This is a genomic window from Streptococcus mitis, from assembly GCF_009496155.1.
GTDB classification, from domain to species: domain Bacteria; phylum Bacillota; class Bacilli; order Lactobacillales; family Streptococcaceae; genus Streptococcus; species Streptococcus mitis_BQ.
In genome coordinates this window covers 46970-68263 of the sequence record NZ_WIJP01000005.1, presented here as the reverse complement: position 1 = coordinate 68263, position 21294 = coordinate 46970, and the positions used below count along the sequence as shown (strand labels likewise).

18 protein-coding genes are annotated in these 21294 nt (G+C 40.7%); all 18 read left to right on the top strand.

Going from position 1 to position 21294, the window contains the following annotated elements; translation table 11 throughout:
• Window positions 1-315: 315 nt before the first annotated feature.
• The 18 genes from GEZ84_RS04145 to GEZ84_RS04065 all read left to right on the top strand — a co-directional run bounded on the left by GEZ84_RS04145 (window position 316) and on the right by GEZ84_RS04065 (window position 21156).
• On the top strand, window positions 316-891 hold the full coding sequence (locus GEZ84_RS04145) for a phospholipase (protein ID WP_153223592.1): 576 nt from the start codon (window positions 316-318) through the stop codon (window positions 889-891).
• Window positions 885-1172: a hypothetical protein gene (locus GEZ84_RS04140; RefSeq protein ID WP_194252020.1), complete on the top strand. Its 288-nt coding sequence runs from the start codon at window positions 885-887 to the stop codon at window positions 1170-1172. The genes GEZ84_RS04145 and GEZ84_RS04140 overlap by 7 nt, the downstream gene beginning before the upstream one ends.
• A 145-nt stretch (window positions 1173-1317) precedes the next feature.
• Window positions 1318-3831: a preprotein translocase subunit SecA gene (gene secA, locus GEZ84_RS04135; protein ID WP_153223591.1), complete on the top strand. Its 2514-nt coding sequence runs from the start codon at window positions 1318-1320 to the stop codon at window positions 3829-3831.
• Window positions 3832-3911: 80 nt separating this feature from the next.
• Window positions 3912-4943, top strand: coding sequence for a 3-deoxy-7-phosphoheptulonate synthase (locus GEZ84_RS04130; RefSeq protein ID WP_153223590.1), 1032 nt, complete (start codon window positions 3912-3914; stop codon window positions 4941-4943).
• A gap of 1 nt (window position 4944) precedes the next feature.
• Window positions 4945-5976: a 3-deoxy-7-phosphoheptulonate synthase gene (locus GEZ84_RS04125; protein ID WP_153223589.1), complete on the top strand. Its 1032-nt coding sequence runs from the start codon at window positions 4945-4947 to the stop codon at window positions 5974-5976.
• A gap of 44 nt (window positions 5977-6020) precedes the next feature.
• Window positions 6021-6383, top strand: coding sequence for a holo-ACP synthase (gene acpS, locus GEZ84_RS04120; protein WP_194252019.1), 363 nt, complete (start codon window positions 6021-6023; stop codon window positions 6381-6383).
• Entirely contained in the window at window positions 6373-7476 is a 1104-nt protein-coding gene (gene alr, locus GEZ84_RS04115; RefSeq protein WP_153223587.1) for an alanine racemase, read from the top strand. The genes acpS and alr overlap by 11 nt, the downstream gene beginning before the upstream one ends.
• Window positions 7467-9509, top strand: a complete 2043-nt coding sequence (gene recG / locus GEZ84_RS04110; RefSeq protein ID WP_319946418.1) for an ATP-dependent DNA helicase RecG — start codon at window positions 7467-7469, stop codon at window positions 9507-9509. The genes alr and recG overlap by 10 nt, the downstream gene beginning before the upstream one ends.
• A gap of 426 nt (window positions 9510-9935) precedes the next feature.
• On the top strand, window positions 9936-10916 hold the full coding sequence (locus tag GEZ84_RS04105) for an acetylxylan esterase (RefSeq protein ID WP_153223585.1): 981 nt from the start codon (window positions 9936-9938) through the stop codon (window positions 10914-10916).
• Between the two features lie 327 nt (window positions 10917-11243).
• Window positions 11244-14702: an SIALI-17 repeat-containing surface protein gene (locus GEZ84_RS04100; protein ID WP_153223584.1), complete on the top strand. Its 3459-nt coding sequence runs from the start codon at window positions 11244-11246 to the stop codon at window positions 14700-14702.
• 257 nt (window positions 14703-14959) lie between these two features.
• Window positions 14960-15658: an N-acetylmannosamine-6-phosphate 2-epimerase gene (locus tag GEZ84_RS04095; protein WP_001135682.1), complete on the top strand. Its 699-nt coding sequence runs from the start codon at window positions 14960-14962 to the stop codon at window positions 15656-15658.
• 112 nt (window positions 15659-15770) lie between these two features.
• Window positions 15771-17099, top strand: a complete 1329-nt coding sequence (locus GEZ84_RS04090; protein WP_153223583.1) for an ABC transporter substrate-binding protein — start codon at window positions 15771-15773, stop codon at window positions 17097-17099.
• A gap of 155 nt (window positions 17100-17254) precedes the next feature.
• Window positions 17255-18121: a carbohydrate ABC transporter permease gene (locus GEZ84_RS04085; protein WP_153223647.1), complete on the top strand. Its 867-nt coding sequence runs from the start codon at window positions 17255-17257 to the stop codon at window positions 18119-18121.
• 15 nt (window positions 18122-18136) lie between these two features.
• Window positions 18137-18976: a carbohydrate ABC transporter permease gene (locus GEZ84_RS04080; RefSeq protein WP_153223582.1), complete on the top strand. Its 840-nt coding sequence runs from the start codon at window positions 18137-18139 to the stop codon at window positions 18974-18976.
• 125 nt (window positions 18977-19101) lie between these two features.
• A complete protein-coding gene (locus tag GEZ84_RS04075; protein WP_000575436.1) occupies window positions 19102-19554 on the top strand; it encodes a YhcH/YjgK/YiaL family protein in 453 nt (150 codons plus the stop codon).
• 326 nt (window positions 19555-19880) lie between these two features.
• Window positions 19881-20225 (top strand): hypothetical protein, encoded by a 345-nt coding sequence (locus tag GEZ84_RS04070; RefSeq protein WP_153223646.1) that lies wholly within the window; start codon window positions 19881-19883, stop codon window positions 20223-20225.
• A gap of 9 nt (window positions 20226-20234) precedes the next feature.
• Window positions 20235-20429, top strand: coding sequence for a hypothetical protein (locus GEZ84_RS10820; RefSeq protein WP_228113017.1), 195 nt, complete (start codon window positions 20235-20237; stop codon window positions 20427-20429).
• Window positions 20430-20511: 82 nt separating this feature from the next.
• On the top strand, window positions 20512-21156 hold the full coding sequence (locus tag GEZ84_RS04065; RefSeq protein WP_153223581.1) for a YesL family protein: 645 nt from the start codon (window positions 20512-20514) through the stop codon (window positions 21154-21156).
• Window positions 21157-21294 lie beyond the last annotated feature (138 nt).

Sequence of the window (21294 nt, the reverse complement as noted above, 5' to 3'; positions counted from 1 at the left end):
CTAATCCCATGGTTTGATATATGGTTTTGGGAGTGACTGATTGATGTGTTATTTATATTCTTTAGTTAAGTTTGACGTGCTTATTTTTTGTAGTTTTATTATAGCCAAACTTAAATATTTTATAGCTTATAGATAAGGAGGAGAATATATGAAATATCATCTGTTAGAATAATATAAAACATGTATTTCTTAAACTCATTTGACAAGCTTTAAGTTTATGTGTATTTAGTACATTTACCAAAAATTAACTTTCTTTTGGTAAAAATATTGTTTGTGTATTTAGCTTATAACTTATGTTTATTAGGAGGAGTAGTCATGAAAACTATCGTTAAAATTTGTTTAGTTGCTTTATCTGCCTTTTTACTTTTATTTGCTGGAAAAAATGTTTTTGCAGACTCTAATTCACATGATAACTTAAACTCTTTGGAAGTTAGCGATAGAAGTTTTCGTAACGGAGAATTGTTGAAGAGTTATCTTGTAAAAGATAAAGATAGGATTTATTTTGATTATGATAAAGCGGTTCAAGATAAACAAGCGAAAGATGTAATTGACATGGGTTTATTGGTAGAGACAATAAGCGAAGACTATAGTTCAAATACGTTTACACCTGCTAAATATTTTAAGGCAGGATTGCCTGTTCACGGGAATTACTGTGGTCCTGGTTACGACGGGGAAGGATTTACTTTACCTGTGGTAGACGTTTTGGATCAAGGTTGCCAAAATCATGATAGATGTTACAAGTGGGGAGCTGGTATTGGAGCTAATTGTGAGTGTAATCGTCAGTTAGTCGATTTTATAAAAGTTAACAGACGTTGGATACCAGAAAGTGCCTTATGGGTTGCGGATGCTATCAGAGTTTATTTTGAAACGATTGGAGCTATAGGATGTTGAATCTAAAATCATTTATTACACGCTATTCTAAGGTCTATATTGGTTTAGTTCTGCTGATCTGGCTGGCTTTCTTCTTTCTTCCTTGGGATAAACCAGTTCTGGGAATATCTATCAATCTCTTAATCATGCAGAAAGTTTTACTAGTTTTTGGTATTCTGTCTATTTTGATGGCCTTGCTGTCCAAGAAAGTCAGTCTCTTTGTTTTTGGATTGATCTGCTGTTTTTCTCTTTGGATAAATCTATTTATCCTATTTGCCATTTTGCCGATTTTTGGCAATTAAAGTATCATAAAAGTCAGAGAGGTTAGCTTGGAAACTAGCCTCTTTTTCCTTTTCAAAATGGGGATTCTTCCTTGAAAATAATCAGTAATTGTGCTAAAATTAAAAGAACATTCTAAAATATTCGGAATTTAAAGTAAGGAAAAACATGGCTAATATTTTAAAAACAATTATCGAAAATGATAAAGGAGAAATCCGTCGTCTGGAAAAGATGGCCGACAAGGTTTTCAAATACGAAGACCAAATGGCTGCTTTGACAGATGACCAACTAAAAGCAAAAACAGTTGAATTTAAAGAACGTTATCAAAAAGGAGAATCACTGGATTCATTGCTTTATGAAGCTTTTGCGGTTGTCCGTGAAGGTGCCAAACGTGTCCTAGGTCTCTTCCCATATAAGGTTCAGGTCATGGGGGGAATCGTTCTTCACCATGGTGACGTGCCAGAAATGCGTACAGGGGAAGGGAAAACCTTGACTGCGACCATGCCCGTATACCTCAATGCCCTTTCAGGTAAAGGGGTTCACGTAGTTACGGTTAACGAATACCTGTCAGAACGTGACGCGACTGAGATGGGTGAATTGTACTCATGGCTTGGTTTGTCAGTAGGAATTAACTTGGCTGCCAAATCTCCAATGGAGAAAAAAGAAGCCTATGAGTGTGATATTACTTACTCAACTAACTCAGAAATCGGATTTGACTACCTTCGTGATAACATGGTCGTTCGCGCTGAAAACATGGTACAACGTCCGCTTAACTATGCCTTGGTCGATGAGGTTGACTCTATCTTGATTGACGAAGCCCGTACACCTTTGATCGTATCAGGTGCTAATGCGGTTGAAACAAGTCAGCTCTACCACATGGCAGACCACTATGTAAAATCTTTGGACAAAGACGACTACATCATCGATGTGCAGTCTAAAACTATTGGTTTGTCTGATTCAGGGATTGACAAGGCGGAAAGCTACTTCAAACTTGAAAACCTCTATGACATCGAAAACGTAGCTTTGACTCACTTTATCGATAACGCCCTTCGTGCCAACTACATCATGCTTCTCGATATTGACTATGTGGTGAGCGAAGAACAAGAAATTTTGATTGTTGACCAATTTACAGGTCGTACCATGGAAGGTCGTCGTTATTCTGATGGATTGCACCAAGCCATTGAAGCCAAAGAAGGTGTGCCAATCCAAGATGAAACCAAGACATCTGCCTCAATCACTTACCAAAACCTTTTCCGTATGTACAAGAAATTGTCTGGTATGACGGGTACAGGTAAGACTGAGGAAGAAGAATTCCGTGAAATTTACAACATTCGTGTTATTCCAATTCCAACTAACCGTCCTGTTCAACGTATTGACCACTCAGACCTTCTTTATGCAAGTATCGAGGCTAAGTTTAAGGCGGTTGTCGAAGACGTTAAAGCTCGTTACCAAAAAGGTCAACCTGTCTTGGTTGGTACAGTAGCGGTTGAAACTAGTGACTATATTTCTAAGAAATTGGTTGCAGCTGGCGTTCCTCACGAAGTCTTGAACGCCAAAAACCACTATAAAGAAGCCCAAATCATCATGAATGCTGGTCAACGTGGTGCTGTTACCATTGCGACTAACATGGCTGGTCGTGGTACCGACATCAAGCTTGGTGAAGGGGTTCGTGAACTTGGAGGACTTTGTGTTATTGGTACAGAACGTCATGAAAGCCGTCGTATCGATAACCAGCTTCGTGGACGTTCAGGTCGTCAAGGAGACCCAGGTGAGTCACAATTCTACCTATCTCTTGAAGATGATTTGATGAAACGTTTTGGTTCTGAACGCTTGAAGGGAATCTTTGAACGTCTCAATATGTCTGAAGAGGCCATTGAGTCTCGTATGTTAACGCGTCAGGTTGAAGCGGCACAAAAACGTGTCGAAGGAAATAACTACGATACCCGTAAGCAAGTCCTTCAATATGACGATGTCATGCGTGAACAACGTGAGATTATCTACGCTCAACGTTACGATGTTATCACTGCAGACCGTGACTTGGCGCCTGAAATTCAGGCTATGATCAAACGCACGATTGGTCGTGTCGTTGATGGTCATGCGCGTGCCAAACAAGATGAAAAACTAGAAGCGATTTTGAACTTTGCTAAGTACAACTTGCTTCCAGAAGATTCTATTACGATGGAAGACTTGTCAGGCTTGTCTGATAAGGACATCAAGGAAGAGCTCTTCCAACGTGCCTTGAAGGTTTACGATAGTCAGGTTTCAAAACTACGAGATGAAGAAGCAGTTAAAGAATTCCAAAAAGTCTTGATTCTACGAGTGGTGGATAATAAGTGGACAGATCATATCGACGCCCTTGATCAATTGCGTAACGCGGTAGGACTTCGTGGTTATGCTCAGAACAACCCTGTTGTTGAGTATCAGGCAGAAGGTTTCCGTATGTTTAATGACATGATTGGTTCGATTGAGTTTGATGTGACACGCTTGATGATGAAAGCACAAATTCATGAACAGGAAAGACCACAAGCAGAACACCATATCAGTACAACAGCGACTCGCAATATCGCTGCTCACCAAGCAAATATGCCAGAAAATCTGGATTTGAGCCAGATTGGACGGAATGAACTTTGCCCATGTGGTTCTGGTAAGAAGTTTAAAAACTGTCACGGTAAAAGACAATAAAATGAGATAGTTTAGAGGCGGATACCTTGTGAAAAGTAAATTTTTACTTGGTATCCGTTTGCTTTATAAGGAGATGAGTTATGGTATTTACAGCAAAAAGTTCTAAAATTAATATTGAAGAAGTTCGTGCCTTATCAAAATTAGAAGGCCAAGCTTTGGAGAGAAAATCACAGCGTGATCAAGAGCTAGAAGCCATTATACGTGGAGAAGACCAGCGAATTCTCTTAGTAATTGGGCCATGCTCATCTGACAATGAAGAAGCTGTCCTTGAGTACGCTAAGCGTTTAGCAGCTTTGCAAGAAGAAGTGGCAGACCGTATCTTTATGGTTATGCGTGTTTATACTGCCAAACCCCGTACCAACGGAGATGGCTATAAGGGCTTGATTCACCAGCCTAACACGGCAGAAGCTCCTAGTCTTATCAACGGAATCAAAGCAGTTCGCCATCTCCACTATCGTGTCATCACGGAAACAGGTATGACGACAGCTGACGAAATGCTTTATCCTGAAAATCTTCCGCTAGTAGATGATTTGATTTCTTACATGGCGGTTGGTGCCCGTTCGGTTGAAGACCAGCAACACCGCTTTGTGGCCAGTGGGGCAGATTTCGCGACTGGTTTTAAAAACCCAACCTCTGGAAATCTCAATGTCATGTTTAATGGGATTTATGCTGCTCAAAACAAACAAAGCTTCCTCTTCCTAGGAAAAGAGGTGGAAACAACTGGGAACCCGCTTTCGCACGCCATTCTTCGTGGAGCAATTAATGAGTACGGTAAGAATATTCCTAACTACTACTATGATAATTTGATGGATACCATTGCCCAGTATGAGAAAATGGGTTTGGAAAATCCTTTTATCATTGTGGATACCAATCATGACAATTCTGGTAAGCAATACATGGATCAGATTCGAATTGTCCGCCAGACTTTGATTAATCGTGATTGGAATGAAAAAATCAAACAGTACGTTCGTGGCTTTATGGTTGAGTCTTATCTAGAAGACGGCCGTCAAAATGAACCAGAAGTATTTGGCAAGTCTATCACAGACCCTTGTCTTGGCTGGGATAATACGGAAGCCCTCGTCAGAGAAATCTACCAAACGCTAGGAGAATAGTATGGCATTTATTGAAAAAGGTCAAGAAATCGATATTGAAGCAATCAAGGCAGAAACCCAATTGTCTGCGGAAGCCTTGCGACTAAAGGAGCGTCGTGATAGAGAATTGGGAGACATTATTTCAGGAGAAGATGACCGTATCCTTTTGGTGATTGGTCCTTGCTCTTCTGATAATGAAGAGGCTGTCTTGGAATATGCCCGCCGTTTATCCGCCTTGCAAAAGAAGGTGGCGGACAAGATTTTCATGGTTATGCGTGTTTATACAGCTAAACCTCGCACCAACGGAGACGGCTATAAAGGTTTGGTTCATCAACCAGATACCTCTAAGGCTCCAAGTCTGATTAATGGTTTGCAGGCTGTGCGCCAGTTGCACTACCGCGTGATTACAGAGACTGGTTTGACAACGGCAGATGAGATGCTTTATCCATCAAATCTGGTCTTGGTAGATGATTTGGTTAGCTACCATGCTGTTGGGGCTCGTTCTGTGGAAGACCAAGAGCACCGCTTTGTGGCCTCAGGGATTGATGCACCAGTCGGGATGAAAAATCCAACCTCAGGAAATCTTGGTGTTATGTTTAACGGTATCTATGCCGCTCAGAACAAACAGACCTTCCTCTTCCATGGTCAAGAAGTTGAGACTTCAGGAAATCCTTTGGCCCACGTCATCCTTCGTGGCGCAGTTAATGAATATGGGAAAAATGAGCCTAACTTTTACTATGAAACTTTGCTAAATGCCATTGAGCGCTATGAAGCTATGGGGCTTGAAAATCCTTTTATCCTCATTGACACCAACCATGACAACTCAGGCAAGCAATATATGGAGCAGATTCGAATTGTTCGTCAGACCTTGCAAAATCGTGATTGGAATGAGAAGATTAAAAAGACAGTTCGAGGCTTTATGATTGAGTCTTACTTAGCAGATGGTCGTCAAAACCAACCAGAGGTCTTTGGTTGCTCTATTACCGATCCTTGCTTGGGTTGGGAAAATACAGAGGCCTTGGTAGAAGAGATTTATGCTACCTTAACAAAATAAGTGAAAAGGATGGAGTTGGGGAATCTCAACTCCTTTTGATGAGAATGATAGTTGGACACGGAATTGACATCGAAGAATTGGCTTCGATAGAAAGCGCAGTTACACGACATGAAGGCTTTGCTAAGCGCGTGCTGACAGCCAAGGAAATGGAACGGTTTAACAGTCTTAAAGGGCGCAGAAAAATCGAATATTTGGCAGGTCGCTGGTCGGCTAAGGAAGCCTTTTCAAAGGCCATGGGAACGGGTATTGGAAAGATCAGTTTTCAGGATTTGGAAGTCTTGAACAATGAACGCGGGGCGCCTTATTTTAGTCAGGCACCATTTTCAGGAAAGATTTGGCTGTCTATCAGCCATACAGATCAGTTTGTAACAGCCAGTGTCATTTTGGAGGAAAATCATGAAAGCTAGTCCACATAGACCAACCAAGGCTCTGATTCATCTTGGAGCTATTCGACACAATATTCAGCAAATGGGGGCTCATATACCTGAAGGAACGCTCAAGTGGGCTGTGGTTAAGGCCAATGCCTATGGACATGGGGCTGTTGCCGTTGCCAAGGCGATTCAAGATGATGTCGATGGCTTTTGCGTTTCCAATATCGATGAAGCTATTGAACTCAGACAGGCTGGACTCAGCAAGCGAATCCTTATTTTAGGAGTTTCTGACATCGAAGCTGTTGCTCTAGCCAAAGAATACGACATCACCTTGACTGTGGCTGGACTGGAGTGGATTCGAGCACTCTTGGCTACTGGTGCTGACCTAGCTGGGTTGACAGTCCACCTCAAGATTGACTCAGGAATGGGACGGATTGGTTTTAGAGAGGCCGCTGAGGCTAAGCAGGCTAAAGACTTGCTCCAACAACACGGTGCTCGTGTTGAAGGTATTTTTACCCACTTTGCTACTGCTGATGAGGAATCAGATGACTACTTTAATAAGCAGTTAGAACGCTTTAAAACTATTTTGGCCAGTATGAAAGGTCTTCCAGATTTGGTTCATGCTAGCAACTCGGCAACGACTCTTTGGCATGCAGAGACTATTTTTAATGCCGTTCGTATGGGAGACGCTATGTATGGCTTGAATCCCAGCGGAGAGGTCTTGGACTTGCCTTATGACCTGACCCCAGCCTTGACTTTGGAGTCTGCTCTGGTCCATGTTAAGACAGTTTCAGCTGGGGTTTGCATGGGCTATGGAGCGACCTATCAGGCAGATAGCGAGCAAGTCATCGCGACTGTACCAATCGGCTATGCGGATGGTTGGACGCGAGACATGCAGAATTTCTCTGTCTTGGTAGATGGGCAATCTTGCCCAATAGTCGGGCGAGTTTCCATGGATCAAATTACTATTCGATTGCCTAAGCCTTACCCACTCGGAACCAAGGTGACCTTAATTGGCTCCAATGGGGGCAAGGAAATCACAGCTACTCAGGTAGCTGCCTACCGTGGGACTATTAACTACGAGGTGGTTTGTCTTCTCAGCGACCGTATTCCGAGAGAATATTATTAAAAAGAAAGGAGTGGAGCATGAATCTACATCAACCCTTGCATGTCTTGCCTGGTGTGGGACCAAAGTCAGCAGAAAAATACGCCAAACTAGGAATTGAAAACTTGCAAGATCTCTTGCTCTACTTTCCTTTCCGATATGAAGATTTCAAGACCAAGCAGGTGCTGGAACTGGAAGACGGTGAAAAGGCGGTTCTTTCTGGTCAAGTTGTGACTCCTGCCAGTGTCCAGTATTATGGTTTCAAGCGCAATCGCCTGCGCTTTAGCCTCAAGCAGGGAGAAGTCGTTTTCGCAGTGAATTTCTTTAACCAGCCCTATCTAGCTGATAAGATAGAGTTGGGAGCAACTCTTGCTGTCTTTGGAAAATGGGATCGTGCCAAGGCTAGTCTGACAGGGATGAAGGTGTTGGCTCAGGTGGAAGATGACCTCCAGCCTGTCTATCGTCTGGCTCAAGGAATCAGTCAGGCCAGTCTAGTTAAGGTCATCAAAACGGCTTTTGATCAGGGGTTGGACCTCTTGATAGAGGAAAATCTTCCCCAGTCTTTGCTGGACAAATACAAACTCATGTCCCGTTGTCAGGCTGTTCGCGCTATGCATTTTCCTAAGGATTTGGCAGAATACAAGCAGGCCCTTCGCCGTATCAAGTTTGAGGAACTCTTTTATTTCCAAATGCAATTGCAGACTCTCAAGTCTGAAAATAGAGTTCAGGGAAGCGGTTTGGTTCTGAATTGGTCTCAGGAAAAGGTGGCAGCTGCTAAAGAAGGCTTGCCTTTTGCCCTGACTCAAGCTCAGGAAAAGAGTTTGCAGGAAATTTTAACTGATATGAAGTCGGACCACCACATGAATCGTCTCCTACAAGGGGATGTGGGGAGTGGAAAAACGGTAGTCGCTGGCTTAGCCATGTTTGCGGCGGTGACAGCTGGCTATCAGTCTGCCCTCATGGTGCCGACAGAAATCCTTGCAGAGCAACACTTTGAGAGTTTACAGAGTCTTTTTCCAGACCTCAAACTGGCTCTCTTGACAGGTTCCTTGAAAGCTGCAGAAAAGAGAGAAGTCTTGGAGACTATTGCCAAGGGTGAGGCTGATTTAATTATCGGAACTCACGCTCTGATTCAGGATGGGGTGGATTATGCTCACCTGGGCTTGATTATCATCGATGAGCAGCACCGATTTGGTGTAGGGCAAAGGCGGATTTTACGGGAAAAAGGAGACAATCCAGACGTTCTCATGATGACAGCGACTCCCATTCCACGAACCTTGGCCATCACAGCCTTTGGAGATATGGATGTTTCTATTATTGACCAGATGCCAGCAGGACGAAAACCCATTGTGACACGCTGGATCAAGCATGAGCAACTGCCTCAGGTCTTGACTTGGTTAGAGGGGGAAATCCAAAAAGGTTCTCAAGCCTATGTCATCTCTCCTCTGATAGAAGAATCAGAAGCTCTGGATTTGAAAAATGCCATTGCCTTATCAGAGGAATTGACGGCTCATTTTGCAGGTAAGGCAGAAGTGGCTCTTTTACATGGTAAGATGAAGAGTGATGAAAAAGACCAGATTATGCAGGAGTTCAAAGAGCGAAAAACGGATATTCTAGTTTCAACGACGGTTATCGAGGTCGGGGTCAATGTTCCCAATGCGACTGTTATGATCATCATGGATGCCGATCGCTTCGGTCTTAGCCAGCTTCACCAGCTCAGAGGTCGTGTCGGTCGGGGGGGCAAGCAATCCTATGCTGTTCTCGTTGCTAATCCCAAGACTGATTCTGGGAAAGACCGCATGCGCATCATGACAGAAACCACCAATGGATTTGTCCTTGCGGAGGAAGATTTGAAAATGCGGGGTTCGGGTGAGATTTTTGGAACCAGACAGTCAGGTCTTCCAGAGTTCCAAGTGGCTGATATTATCGAAGATTTTCCGATTTTAGAAGAAGCCAGAAAAGTTGCTAGCTACATTAGTTCGATAGAAGCTTGGCAAGAGGATCCAGAGTGGCGGATGATTGCCCTTCATCTGGAAAAGAAGGAACATCTAGATTAAGCTTTCTCTAAGGAAATCTTATACTCAATGAAAATCAAAGAGCAAACTAGGAAGCTAGCCGCAAGCTGTACTTGAGTACGGTAAGGCGACGCTGACGTGGTTTGAATTTGATTTTAGAAGAGTATTAAGCTAGCTTTCAGGTTTGCCCTTTATACTAGAGTCATCAAAAAGAAACGAGGACTCTCACATGACAGTAACGATTAAAGTAAATTACCAAACCACTTTCCAAAAGAAAGAAGCAAAAAACTAAGATTGAGCAGAAGAAGAAAGAGCGAAATGCTCTTTTTTTGTTTCTAAAACTACTTTCAGGCCATCATCCTAAAAGTAAAGAATCTAAAATATCTTTCTATTTACCTTTCTTTCTTGCATTGCTTTTCTAGATATGCTACAGTTGTGGTAGCGATTACAAAATAAAAGGAGCATATTATGAAAAATCCAGCTTTGTTAGAAGAAATCAAGACTTATAGAGGACGGGACGAGGTTCCAGAAGACTTTGATGCTTTCTGGGATGAAGAAGTGAAAAAAGTTTCCCATCTTCCAGCCTATCAGTTGGAGGAGAGAGATTTCCACATTCCTCAAGTCAAGTGCTATGAGTTAACATTTGAAGGAACAAATGAAGGCAAGGTCTATGCACGCGTCGTTCTTCCAAAGAGTGAGGAAAAAGTTCCTCTAATCTTCCATTTTCATGGTTATATGGGACGTGGCTGGGACTGGGCTGACATGCTGGCCTTCACCGTAGCTGGTTACGGTGTTGTTTCCATGGACGTTCGAGGCCAGTCGGGCTATTCACAGGACGGTTTGCGTTCTCCTCTAGGAAATACGGTCAAGGGGCATATCATCCGTGGTTCTGTGGAAGGTCGGGAGCACCTCTTTTATAAGGATGTTTATCTGGATATTTACCAGTTGGTTGAAATCATTGCTAGTCTACCTCAAGTCGATGAGAAGATACTTTCTAGCTATGGTGCCTCTCAAGGTGGGGCTTTAGCCTTGGTTGCAGCCGCACTCAATCCTCGGATTCAGAAAACAGTTGCCATTTATCCTTTCTTATCAGACTTCAGACGAGTGCTTGAGATTGGCAATACCAGTGAAGCTTATGATGAACTTTTCCGTTATTTCAAGTTTCACGACCCCTTCCACGAAACTGAGGAGGAAATCATGGCGACCCTGGCCTATATCGATGTGAAAAATCTTGCCCATCGTATCAAGGGTGAGGTTAAGATGATTACGGGCTTGGACGATGATGTTTGCTATCCGATTACCCAGTTTGCGATTTACAACCGTCTGACCTGCGATAAAGCCTATCGCATCATGCCTGAGTATGCTCACGAAGCCATGAATGTCTTTGTCAATGACCAAGTCTACAACTGGCTATGTGGAAGTGAGATTCCCTTTAAGTACGTAAAATAATGAATGAGAGAGCCCAGTATCTCTCTTTTTGTTATAAATGTTGAAAGTACTTTTAAAAATATTAAAATATTAAAATATTACTGAAAGTAAAATCTATTCTATGGCAAGCTCGAGATAAACCTATGACTTTATTGTATAATAAAGAAAAAGTGTCTAGGAAAGGAGTGAAAGAGCTACTGTTTGGACTGCAGCTAGCTAAATGTTGAAAGAGAGAAGGAGAGCAACTCTCGTTTATTAATTGCTTTCTTGTGTTTTCCTATGATGGGGAGTAAAAATTTTAAAGCAAAAAGAAAGCGCTTTATTTTTGTGAAATTGAAAGGTAGAAAGATGAATCAGAAGAATTTTGATAGAAAACAAAGATATGGCATTCGTAAATTTGCAGTGGGTGTAGCCTCTGTAACTATTGGTGCAGTAGTGTTTGGAGTAAATCCTGTATTGGCAAATGAACAAGGAAACTCAACTGTAACTGCAGCTAAAAATAATAATCAAGGTTTATCAGAATTACCAAAAGAAGCTTCTTCAGGAAGTCTTGCAAATTTAGATAGTGAATTAGCTGGAAAATTGGCAACAGCGAAAGACAATGGTGTGGAAGTTAATCAGGATAAGTTGAAGAAAAATGAGACTACTGAAGCAGAGACAACCCCTCCAACAAATACCCCTGCAGCTGAAAATACACCAGCTCCTGCTGATAAACCAGAAACAGATTCTGCAACTACAGAAGCAAGTAACAAGGACCAAGATAAAGAAGAAGAGGGCATGATTCCTCGAGATTATTATGCTAGAGAGTTAAAAAATGTCAACACTGTAGTAGAAAAAGAAGATGTAGAAACTAATCCTTCAAACGGTCAAAGAGTTGATATGAAAGAGGAACTCGATAAGCTTAAAAAACTTCAAAATGCGACCATTCATATGGAGTTTAAGCCAGATGCATCTGCTCCACGTTTTTACAACCTTTTCTCAGTTTCTAGTGATACCAAAGTAAATGAGTACTTCACCATGGCCATCCTTGATAACACAGCAATCGTTGAAGGTCGTGATGGTAATGGAAATCAATTTTATGGTGATTATAAAACTGCTCCTTTGAAGATTAAGCCAGGTGAGTGGAACTCTGTAACCTTTACAGTTGAAAGACCAAATGCAGACCAACCAAAAGGTCAGGTTCGCGTCTATGTAAATGGTGTCTTGTCGCGCACAAGTCCTCAGTCTGGTCGTTTCATCAAAGATATGCCAGATGTCAACCAGGTGCAAATTGGGACAACCAAACGTACAGGCAAAAACTTCTGGGGCTCTAATCTTAAAGTTCGTAATCTAACGGTTTATGATCGTGCCCTTTCTCCAGAAGAAGTTAAAAAACGTAGCCAGCTTTTTGAAAGAGGAGAGTTGGAAAAGAAACTTCCTGAAGGAGCAAAAGTTACGGATAAGCTGGATGTTTTTCAAGGTGGTGAGAACCGCAAGCCGAATAAAGATGGTATCGCAAGCTACCGTATTCCAGCCCTCCTTAAAACTGATAAGGGAACCTTGATTGCTGGTGCGGATGAGAGACGCTTGCATCACTCTGACTGGGGTGACATCGGTATGGTTGTTCGTCGTAGTGATGATAAGGGCAAAACATGGGGAGATAGAATTGTCATCTCAAATCCTCGTGATAATGAGAATGCCAGAAGAGCTCATGCAGGTTCACCAGTCAATATCGACATGGCTCTAGTCCAAGATCCGAAAACTAAGCGAATATTCTCTATTTTTGATATGTTTGTAGAAGGTGAAGCAGTTAGAGATTTGCCAGGAAAAGCACCGCAAGCCTATGAGCAAATTGGGGATAAGGTTTACCAAGTTCTGTACAAAAAAGGTGAAGCAGGACGTTATACAATCCGTGAAAATGGTGAGGTTTTTGATCCTGAAAATAGAAAGACCGAATACCGAGTTGTAGTGAATCCTAAGAAGCCAGCATACAGTGATAAGGGAGACCTTTACAAAGGTGAAGAACTTATCGGTAATGTCTACTTTGATTACAGCGACAAGAATATCTTTAGGGTTTCAAACACCAACTATCTCTGGATGTCTTATAGTGATGATGATGGAAAAACTTGGTCTGCACCAAAAGATATAACGTACGGTATTCGTAAGGACTGGATGCACTTCTTAGGTACTGGGCCTGGTACAGGTATTGCTTTGCACTCAGGTCCTCACAAAGGGCGACTTGTTATCCCTGCTTATACGACAAATAACGTATCCTATCTAGGTGGTTCTCAGTCTTCACGCGTCATTTACTCAGATGACCATGGTGAAACTTGGAATGCAGGTGAGGCAGTCAATGATAATCGTCTAGTAGGCAACCAAACGATTCATTCTTCAACTATGAATAATCCAAGTGCTCAAAATACGGAGTCAACTGTTGTTCAGTTGAATAATGGAGATCTCAAACTCTTCATGCGCGGATTGACAGGTGATCTTCAAGTTGCTACAAGTAAAGATGGTGGAGCCACTTGGGAAAAAGATGTGAAGCGCTATGCGGATGTCAAAGATGTCTATGTTCAAATGTCAGCTATTCATACTGTGCAAAATGGTAAGGAATATATTGTCCTCAGCAATGCAGGTGGTCCAGGACGTTACAATGGTTTGGTGCATGTTGCACGAGTGGAAGCGAATGGAGATTTAACTTGGCTTAAGCATAACCCTATTCAAAGTGGTAAATTTGCTTATAACTCCTTGCAAGATCTTGGAAATGGTGAATTTGGTTTGCTTTATGAGCATGCAGATAACAACCAAAACGAATATACCCTGTCTTATAAGAAATTCAATTGGGATTTCTTAAGTAAGGATATGGTTTCTCCAACCGAAGCAAGAGTTACACATGCAGTTCATATGGGGCAAGGTATTATTGCCATGGAATTTGATTCAGAAGTATTGGTCAATCAAGCACCAACATTACAGCTTGCAAATGGTAAGACGGCTATGTTTATGACGCAGTATGATACCAAGACTCTGTTGTTTACAGTAGATCCTGAGGATATTGGTCAAAAAGTTACAGGATTAGCAGAAGGCGCTATCGAAAGTATACATAATTTACCTGTTTCAGTAGTTGGTTCTAAAATTACTCATGGTATAAATGGAAGCGAAGCTGCGACAAATGAAGTTCCAAAATTTATAGGTAGAGTTAATGGCGAAGAAGGAGCAGTTGCGGCAGAAGTTCCTGAATATACAGGTCAATTAGCTACAGCAGGAGAAGGAGCACCAACAGTAGAAAAGCCAGAATTTACAGATAGAGTTAATGGCGAGGAGGCTGTAGTAACTGAAGAAGCTCCTGAATATACAGGTCAATTGGCAACAGTAGGAGAAGAACCAGCACCAATAGTAGAAAAAATGGAGTTCAAAGGGGGCGTAAATTCAGTTCTAGCGGCTTCAAATGAGGTTCCTGAATATACCGGAGGTGCTAATTTTGTCTTGGCAGCTTCAAATGAGGTTCCTGAATATACCGGAGGTGCTAATTTTGTCTTGGCAGCTTCAAATGACCTTCCTGAATATAAAGGAGGTGTCAATGGCGCTGAGGCAGCAATCCATGAAGTGCCAGAGTACAAGGGAGAAACTAAACCAGTCTTAGCAGCTGCAAACGAACGTCCAGCTAAGAAGTTATCTCTTGGACAAGATGCTACTTATCAAGCACCAGCGGCTAAACAAAACGAGCTACCAAATACTGGAAGTAAAGAAAATACAACCCTTATTTCTCTAGGATTAGTGGCAGGTCTCTTATCTGTTTTGACATTTGGAAAGAAACGAAAAGAGAACTAGATTAGGTCTTGAATAAAATGAATTTTGCTCATCGTTAATGATAAAAGAGAGATGGCCCATTTGAAAGATGGCTATCTCTTTTTATCATTTTAGATACTAAGCGAATTGAAAATAAGAGTGAGCTGAAACTACTTTCAGAAACAGCTGTTCTATAAAATACTTTTGAAATTGGAATCTATGCTACTACAAACTATTGAAAGCGCTTTAAAAATAGTATATAATTGTCTCATAAGAAAAAAGGAAAAGGAGGAAAAAGGATGCCACAGATTACTAAAGAAGCCTTGATTAATCAAATTAAAGATGGAATCATTGTTTCTTGTCAGGCCCTTCCTCACGAACCGCTTTATACAGAAGCGGGAGGAGTTATCCCCTTGTTAGTCAAAGCAGCTGAACAAGGTGGAGCAGTCGGTATTCGAGCCAATAGTGTTCGTGATATCAAGGAAATTAAAGAGGTTACAAAACTTCCGATTATAGGGATTATCAAACGAGATTATCCACCTCAAGAGCCCTTCATCACTGCTACTATGAAAGAAGTTGATGAACTAGCAGAACTCGACATAGAAGTGATTGCTCTGGATTGTACCAAGCGTGAACGCTACGATGGTTTAGAGATTCAGGAGTTTATCCGTCAGGTCAAGGAAAAATATCCTAACCAACTTTTGATGGCTGATACAAGTACCTTCGAAGAAGGTCTAGCAGCTGTAGAAGCAGGAATTGACTTTGTAGGAACAACCTTATCAGGCTACACATCCTACAGTCCAAAAGTAGACGGTCCAGATTTTGAATTGATTAAAAAACTCTGTGATGCGGGTGTAGATGTCATCGCTGAAGGGAAAATTCATACACCAGAACAAGCCAAACAAATCCTAGGATATGGAGTGCGAGGTATTGTTGTTGGTGGCGCTATTACTAGACCAAAAGAGATTACAGAACGCTTTGTTGCTGGTCTTAAATAACACAATCTCAAAACAGAGGAGAGTGGTGGAAGCGTCGGATAAAATGAAAACGTATACAGATGCAAAGAACTCATTATCCAATATGGATACGCTTATAAATAGGAGAATACAAATGAAATTTAGAAAACTAGCTTGTACAGTACTTGCGGGTGCTGCGATTCTTGGCCTTGCTGCTTGTGGAAATTCTGGTGGAAGTAAAGATGCTGGAAAATCTGGTGGCGATAGCGGAAAAACAGAAATCACTTGGTGGGCATTCCCAGTCTTCACTCAAGAAAAAACTGGTGACGGTGTTGGAACATATGAAAAATCTATCATCGCAGCCTTTGAGAAAGCAAACCCAGATGTAAAAGTGAAATTGGAAACCATCGACTTTAAGTCAGGCCCAGAAAAAATCACTACAGCTATCGAAGCAGGTACAGCTCCGGACGTCCTCTTTGACGCACCAGGACGTATCATCCAATACGGTAAAAATGGAAAATTGGCTGACTTGAACGATCTCTTCACAGATGACTTTGTTAAAGATGTTAACAATGAAAACATTGTAAAAGCAAGTAAAGCTGGCGATAAAGCTTATATGTATCCAATCAGTTCAGCACCATTCTACATGGCTATGAACAAGAAAATGTTGGAAGAAGCTGGAGTTGCGAATCTTGTAAAAGAAGGCTGGACAACAGACGACTTTGAAAAAGTATTGAAAGCACTCAAAGCTAAAGGCTATACACCAGGTTCATTGTTCAGTTCAGGTCAAGGGGGAGACCAAGGAACACGTGCCTTTGTAGCAAACCTTTACGGAGCTTCTGTAACAGATAAAGATGTTACTAAGTATACAACTGATGATCCTAAATTCGTTAAAGGTCTTGAAAAAGCAGCTAGCTGGATTAAAGATGGTTTGTTGAACAATGGTTCACAATTTGATGGTGGTGCAGACATCCAAAACTTTGCTAACGGTCAAACATCTTACACAATCCTTTGGGCACCAGCTCAAAATGGTATCCAAGGTAAACTCTTGGAAGCAAGTAAAGTAGAAGTAGTAGAAGTACCATTCCCATCTGATTCTGGTAAACCAGCTCTTGAATACCTTGTAAACGGATTTGCAGTATTCAACAACAAAGACGACAAGAAAGTCGCTGCTTCTAAGAAATTTGTTCAATTCATCGCAGATGATAAAGAATGGGGGCCAAAAGATGTTGTTCGTACAGGAGCATTCCCAGTTCGTACATCATTTGGTAAACTCTATGATGACAAACGTATGGAAACAATCGGTGCTTGGACTAAGTACTATTCTCCATACTACAATACAATTGATGGTTTTGCAGAAATGAGAACTCTATGGTTCCCAATGTTGCAATCAGTTTCAAATGGCGATCAAAAACCAGCTGATGCATTGAAAGCATTTACTGAAAAAGCAAACGAAACTATCAAAAAAGCTACTAAACAATAAACCCTAAACCAGATTTTGTAGCCCCTTTTCCCTTTGCACGCTTGTGTAAGAAAAGGGGGCTTTTATTTAAAAGGTAAATCATCATTCTCTTAGGAGATTATTAATAAAAAGAAAAGGAAAGAGAGGTGCCTACAGTGAAAGTTAATAAAATTCGTATGAGAGAAACCGTCATTTCTTATGCTTTCCTAGCGCCAGTTTTATTCTTCTTTGTTGTCTTTGTTTTAGCACCAATGATTATGGGCTTCATCACAAGTTTCTTTAACTATTCTATGACTAGTTTCCAATTTGTGGGCTTAGATAACTATATCCGTATGTTTAAAGATCCTGTCTTTACAAAATCTCTGATTAACACAGTTATTTTGGTTATTGGATCAGTTCCTGTAGTTGTTCTCTTCTCGCTCTTTGTAGCGTCACAGACCTACCATCAAAATGCTATCGCTAGATCTTTCTATCGTTTCGTATTCTTCCTTCCAGTTGTTACAGGTAGTGTTGCCGTAACAGTTGTATGGAAATGGATCTATGATCCACTATCAGGTATCTTGAACTTTGTTCTTAAATCAAGTCATATTATTTCTCAAAACATTTCATGGCTTGGTGATAAGCACTGGGCATTGATGGCAATTATGATTATCCTCTTGACAACTTCAGTTGGTCAACCGATTATCCTCTACATCGCTGCTATGGGTAATATTGATAATTCATTGGTTGAAGCTGCCCGCGTTGATGGTGCAACTGAGTTTCAAGTTTTCTGGAAGATTAAATGGCCAAGCCTTCTTCCAACAACTCTTTATATCGCAATCATTACAACAATTAACTCATTCCAGTGTTTCGCCTTGATTCAGCTTTTGACATCTGGTGGTCCAAACTACTCTACAAGCACTTTGATGTACTACCTATACGAAAAAGCCTTCCAATTGACAGAGTATGGCTATGCCAACACAATTGGTGTCTTCTTGGCAGTTATGATTGCTATCGTAAGTTTTGTTCAATTTAAAGTACTCGGAAACGACGTAGAATACTAAAGAAAGGAGACAGCTATGCAATCTACAGAAAAAAAACCATTAACAGCCTTTACTGTTATTTCAACAATCATTTTGCTCTTGTTGACTGTGCTGTTCATCTTTCCATTCTACTGGATTTTGACAGGTGCCTTCAAGTCACAACCTGATACCATTATGATTCCGCCACAATGGTTCCCTAAAATGCCAACCATGGAAAACTTCCAACAACTCATGGTGCAAAACCCTGCTATGCAATGGATGTGGAACTCAGTATTTATCTCATTGGTAACCATGTTCCTAGTCTGTGCAACCTCTTCTCTAGCAGGTTATGTATTGGCTAAAAAACGTTTCTATGGTCAACGTATCCTATTTGCCATCTTCATCGCTGCTATGGCGCTTCCAAAACAGGTTGTCCTTGTACCATTGGTACGTATCGTCAACTTCATGGGAATTCATGACACTCTTTGGGCAGTTATCTTGCCTTTGATTGGATGGCCGTTTGGGGTCTTCCTCATGAAACAATTTAGTGAAAATATTCCAACAGAGTTGCTTGAATCAGCTAAAATCGACGGTTGTGGTGAGATTCGTACCTTCTGGAGCGTAGCCTTCCCAATTGTAAAACCAGGGTTTGCGGCTCTTGCAATCTTCACCTTCATCAATACATGGAACGACTACTTCATGCAGTTGGTAATGTTGACTTCACGTAACAATTTGACTATTTCACTCGGGGTTGCGACCATGCAAGCTGAAATGGCAACCAACTATGGTTTAATCATGGCAGGGGCAGCTCTTGCTGCTGTGCCAATCGTAACAGTCTTCTTAGTCTTCCAAAAATCCTTCACACAAGGTATTACTATGGGAGCTGTTAAAGGATAAGAAACGATTTCTTTTACAGTATCAATTGGCTATTGTTAGCACTATCTAAAAGCCTCCGACAGTAAATGACACTGTTGGAGGTGTTAGTTTTAATCGCTTAATGACGATTTTTAAAGGAGAAAATAATGATTTTTGACGATTTGAAAAATATTAGCTTCTATAAAGGGATTCATCCCAATCTTGATAAGGCAATTGATTATCTTTATGAACATCGTAAAGATTCATTCGAGTTAGGAAAATATGATATTGATGGTGATAAGGTCTTTCTAGTTGTTCAAGAAAATGTTCTAAATAAAGCTGAAAATGACCAATTTGAACATCACAAGAACTATGCAGACTTGCATTTGTTGGTAGAAGGGCATGAATATTCGAGCTACGGTTCACGTATCAAAGATGAAGCAGTAGCATTTGACGAAGCGAGTGATATTGGTTTTGTCCATTGTCATGAACACTACCCACTCTTGTTGGGTTATCACAATTTTGCGATTTTCTTCCCAGGAGAGCCACATCAACCAAATGGTTATGCAGGTATGGAAGATCAAGTGCGCAAGTATTTGTTTAAAATTTTGATTGATTAGAAATAATATGAACTGCTTTTCTGTGAGGTTTTGATAATACTCTACCATGAAATTGATCTTTGTGAGGTAGAGAAATGAGAATAACATATTTAAAAATTGGTATCTTCTTGTCAGTCTGTTTATTGCTAATGAGTAGTATTTTACCTTCAATTGTGTATGCAAATGAAGTTTCGAATATTCAAACTATACAGTCAGAAATAGATCGAATAGATGCAAAATTATCTCAAAATTACTTGCTAACTGAACAAGAAATTAAGGATCTGGTGGAAGATAGCAAAGGAGTCTATCCAGACATATCAGATGAACGTAAAATTGAATTGCTAGAAATGGTATCTTCTAAGTATGCTGCAAGAGCTAGTTTCTTAGATAGACAGGGAATTACAGTTGATGAGATGGCTTGGATAATTAGGGGCATTGTGAATGCATTGATTGGTAGATACATAAAATTAGGTGCTTATGCGGCTAAGTATGGTATTAGTATGGCGCGCTCGATCTTAAGTAGGGCAGCTGCAACTGCAGCAGCAAGAGTAGGATTAGCGACCAAGATTTCTGGATGGATTTTACGAATAGCTGTGAATGTAGCTGATGTATATGGTAATTTTGCCTACAATATTGCTGCAGCTTGGGATGCACATGATAAAATCCCTAACAATGGTCGTATAAACTTTTAAAATGCGAGAATGAAAGCACTTTGTATTTTTTTATTGAATATGTTAGCTTGGACAGTGCTTGCAATGATAGTCCGTGGAGGGCTAGATGGATTTAATGAGCATACTTGGAGTACTATTTTAATTGCTTCGCTGTTCGGGGTATATATAGATTATACGTCCATAGATAAAAATAGAAAAAAGTCCAAAAGAAAAAAGAAAAAATAGATTTGTTCATGGTAGGGACTTATGAAAGCTTTACTGACAAAAAAGAAAACAGTTTACAAAGAAAAATGATGGAGGAGCAAACATGTCACAAAAAGGAAGAAGTCTCATCAAGGCTGCATTTGATACAGATAATTTTCTAATGCGAATTAGTGAGAAGGTTTTAGATATTGTAACAGTCAATCTTCTCTTTGTAGTAACTTGTTTGCCAATCGTAACGATTGGGGTAGCCAAAATTAGTCTCTATCAGACGATGTTTGAAGTCAAGCAAAGTAGACGTGTTCCAGTTTTTAGAACCTATCTAAGAGTTTTTAGGCAAAATCTGAAACTAGGTTTTCAGTTGGGGTTGTTGGAGTTAGGAATTGTATTTCTTACCCTTTCAGATCTCTATCTTTTCTGGGGTCAAACAGCTCTGCCCTTCCAATTGGTGAAAGCTATTTGTCTAGGCATTCTTATCTTCCTCACTATTGTGATGTTGGCTAGTTACCCTATCGCGGCACGTTATGACCTATCTTGGAAAGAAATTCTTCAAAAAGGACTGATGTTGGCTAGTTTTAACGCTCCTTGGTTTATCTTGATGATCGTAATTATCTTTTTGATTTTGATGATTCTATATCTATCAGCCTTTACACTTCTATTGGGAGGGTCAGCTTTTATTCTCTTTGGTTTTGGCCTTCTTACTTTTTTACAAGTAGGAGTGATGGAAAAGCTATTTGCTAAGTATGAGTAAGGGTTGCAATTATTTCTGAAACTACTTTCAAAGGCTCCAAACGCTATTCTATAAGCGAGAAACTAAAATCTAAGTGCCTACAAGATATTGAAAGCCTTTTCGGTAAAGTGTATACTAAAGAAGTAAAGAAAGAATCTG

What these genes read in the sequence shown, in the direction of transcription:
- GEZ84_RS04145 (WP_153223592.1), top strand. Translation starts at nt 316, where the DNA reads ATGAAAACTATCGTTAAAATTTGTTTAGTTGCTTTATCTGCCTTTTTA.
- GEZ84_RS04140 (WP_194252020.1), top strand. Translation starts at nt 885, where the DNA reads ATGTTGAATCTAAAATCATTTATTACACGCTATTCTAAGGTCTATATT.
- secA (WP_153223591.1), top strand. Translation starts at nt 1,318, where the DNA reads ATGGCTAATATTTTAAAAACAATTATCGAAAATGATAAAGGAGAAATC.
- GEZ84_RS04130 (WP_153223590.1), top strand. Translation starts at nt 3,912, where the DNA reads ATGGTATTTACAGCAAAAAGTTCTAAAATTAATATTGAAGAAGTTCGT.
- GEZ84_RS04125 (WP_153223589.1), top strand. Translation starts at nt 4,945, where the DNA reads ATGGCATTTATTGAAAAAGGTCAAGAAATCGATATTGAAGCAATCAAG.
- acpS (WP_194252019.1), top strand. Translation starts at nt 6,021, where the DNA reads ATGATAGTTGGACACGGAATTGACATCGAAGAATTGGCTTCGATAGAA.
- alr (WP_153223587.1), top strand. Translation starts at nt 6,373, where the DNA reads ATGAAAGCTAGTCCACATAGACCAACCAAGGCTCTGATTCATCTTGGA.
- GEZ84_RS04105 (WP_153223585.1), top strand. Translation starts at nt 9,936, where the DNA reads ATGAAAAATCCAGCTTTGTTAGAAGAAATCAAGACTTATAGAGGACGG.
- GEZ84_RS04100 (WP_153223584.1), top strand. Translation starts at nt 11,244, where the DNA reads ATGAATCAGAAGAATTTTGATAGAAAACAAAGATATGGCATTCGTAAA.
- GEZ84_RS04095 (WP_001135682.1), top strand. Translation starts at nt 14,960, where the DNA reads ATGCCACAGATTACTAAAGAAGCCTTGATTAATCAAATTAAAGATGGA.
- GEZ84_RS04090 (WP_153223583.1), top strand. Translation starts at nt 15,771, where the DNA reads ATGAAATTTAGAAAACTAGCTTGTACAGTACTTGCGGGTGCTGCGATT.
- GEZ84_RS04085 (WP_153223647.1), top strand. Translation starts at nt 17,255, where the DNA reads ATGAGAGAAACCGTCATTTCTTATGCTTTCCTAGCGCCAGTTTTATTC.
- GEZ84_RS04080 (WP_153223582.1), top strand. Translation starts at nt 18,137, where the DNA reads ATGCAATCTACAGAAAAAAAACCATTAACAGCCTTTACTGTTATTTCA.
- GEZ84_RS04075 (WP_000575436.1), top strand. Translation starts at nt 19,102, where the DNA reads ATGATTTTTGACGATTTGAAAAATATTAGCTTCTATAAAGGGATTCAT.
- GEZ84_RS04070 (WP_153223646.1), top strand. Translation starts at nt 19,881, where the DNA reads ATGGTATCTTCTAAGTATGCTGCAAGAGCTAGTTTCTTAGATAGACAG.
- GEZ84_RS10820 (WP_228113017.1), top strand. Translation starts at nt 20,235, where the DNA reads ATGAAAGCACTTTGTATTTTTTTATTGAATATGTTAGCTTGGACAGTG.
- GEZ84_RS04065 (WP_153223581.1), top strand. Translation starts at nt 20,512, where the DNA reads ATGTCACAAAAAGGAAGAAGTCTCATCAAGGCTGCATTTGATACAGAT.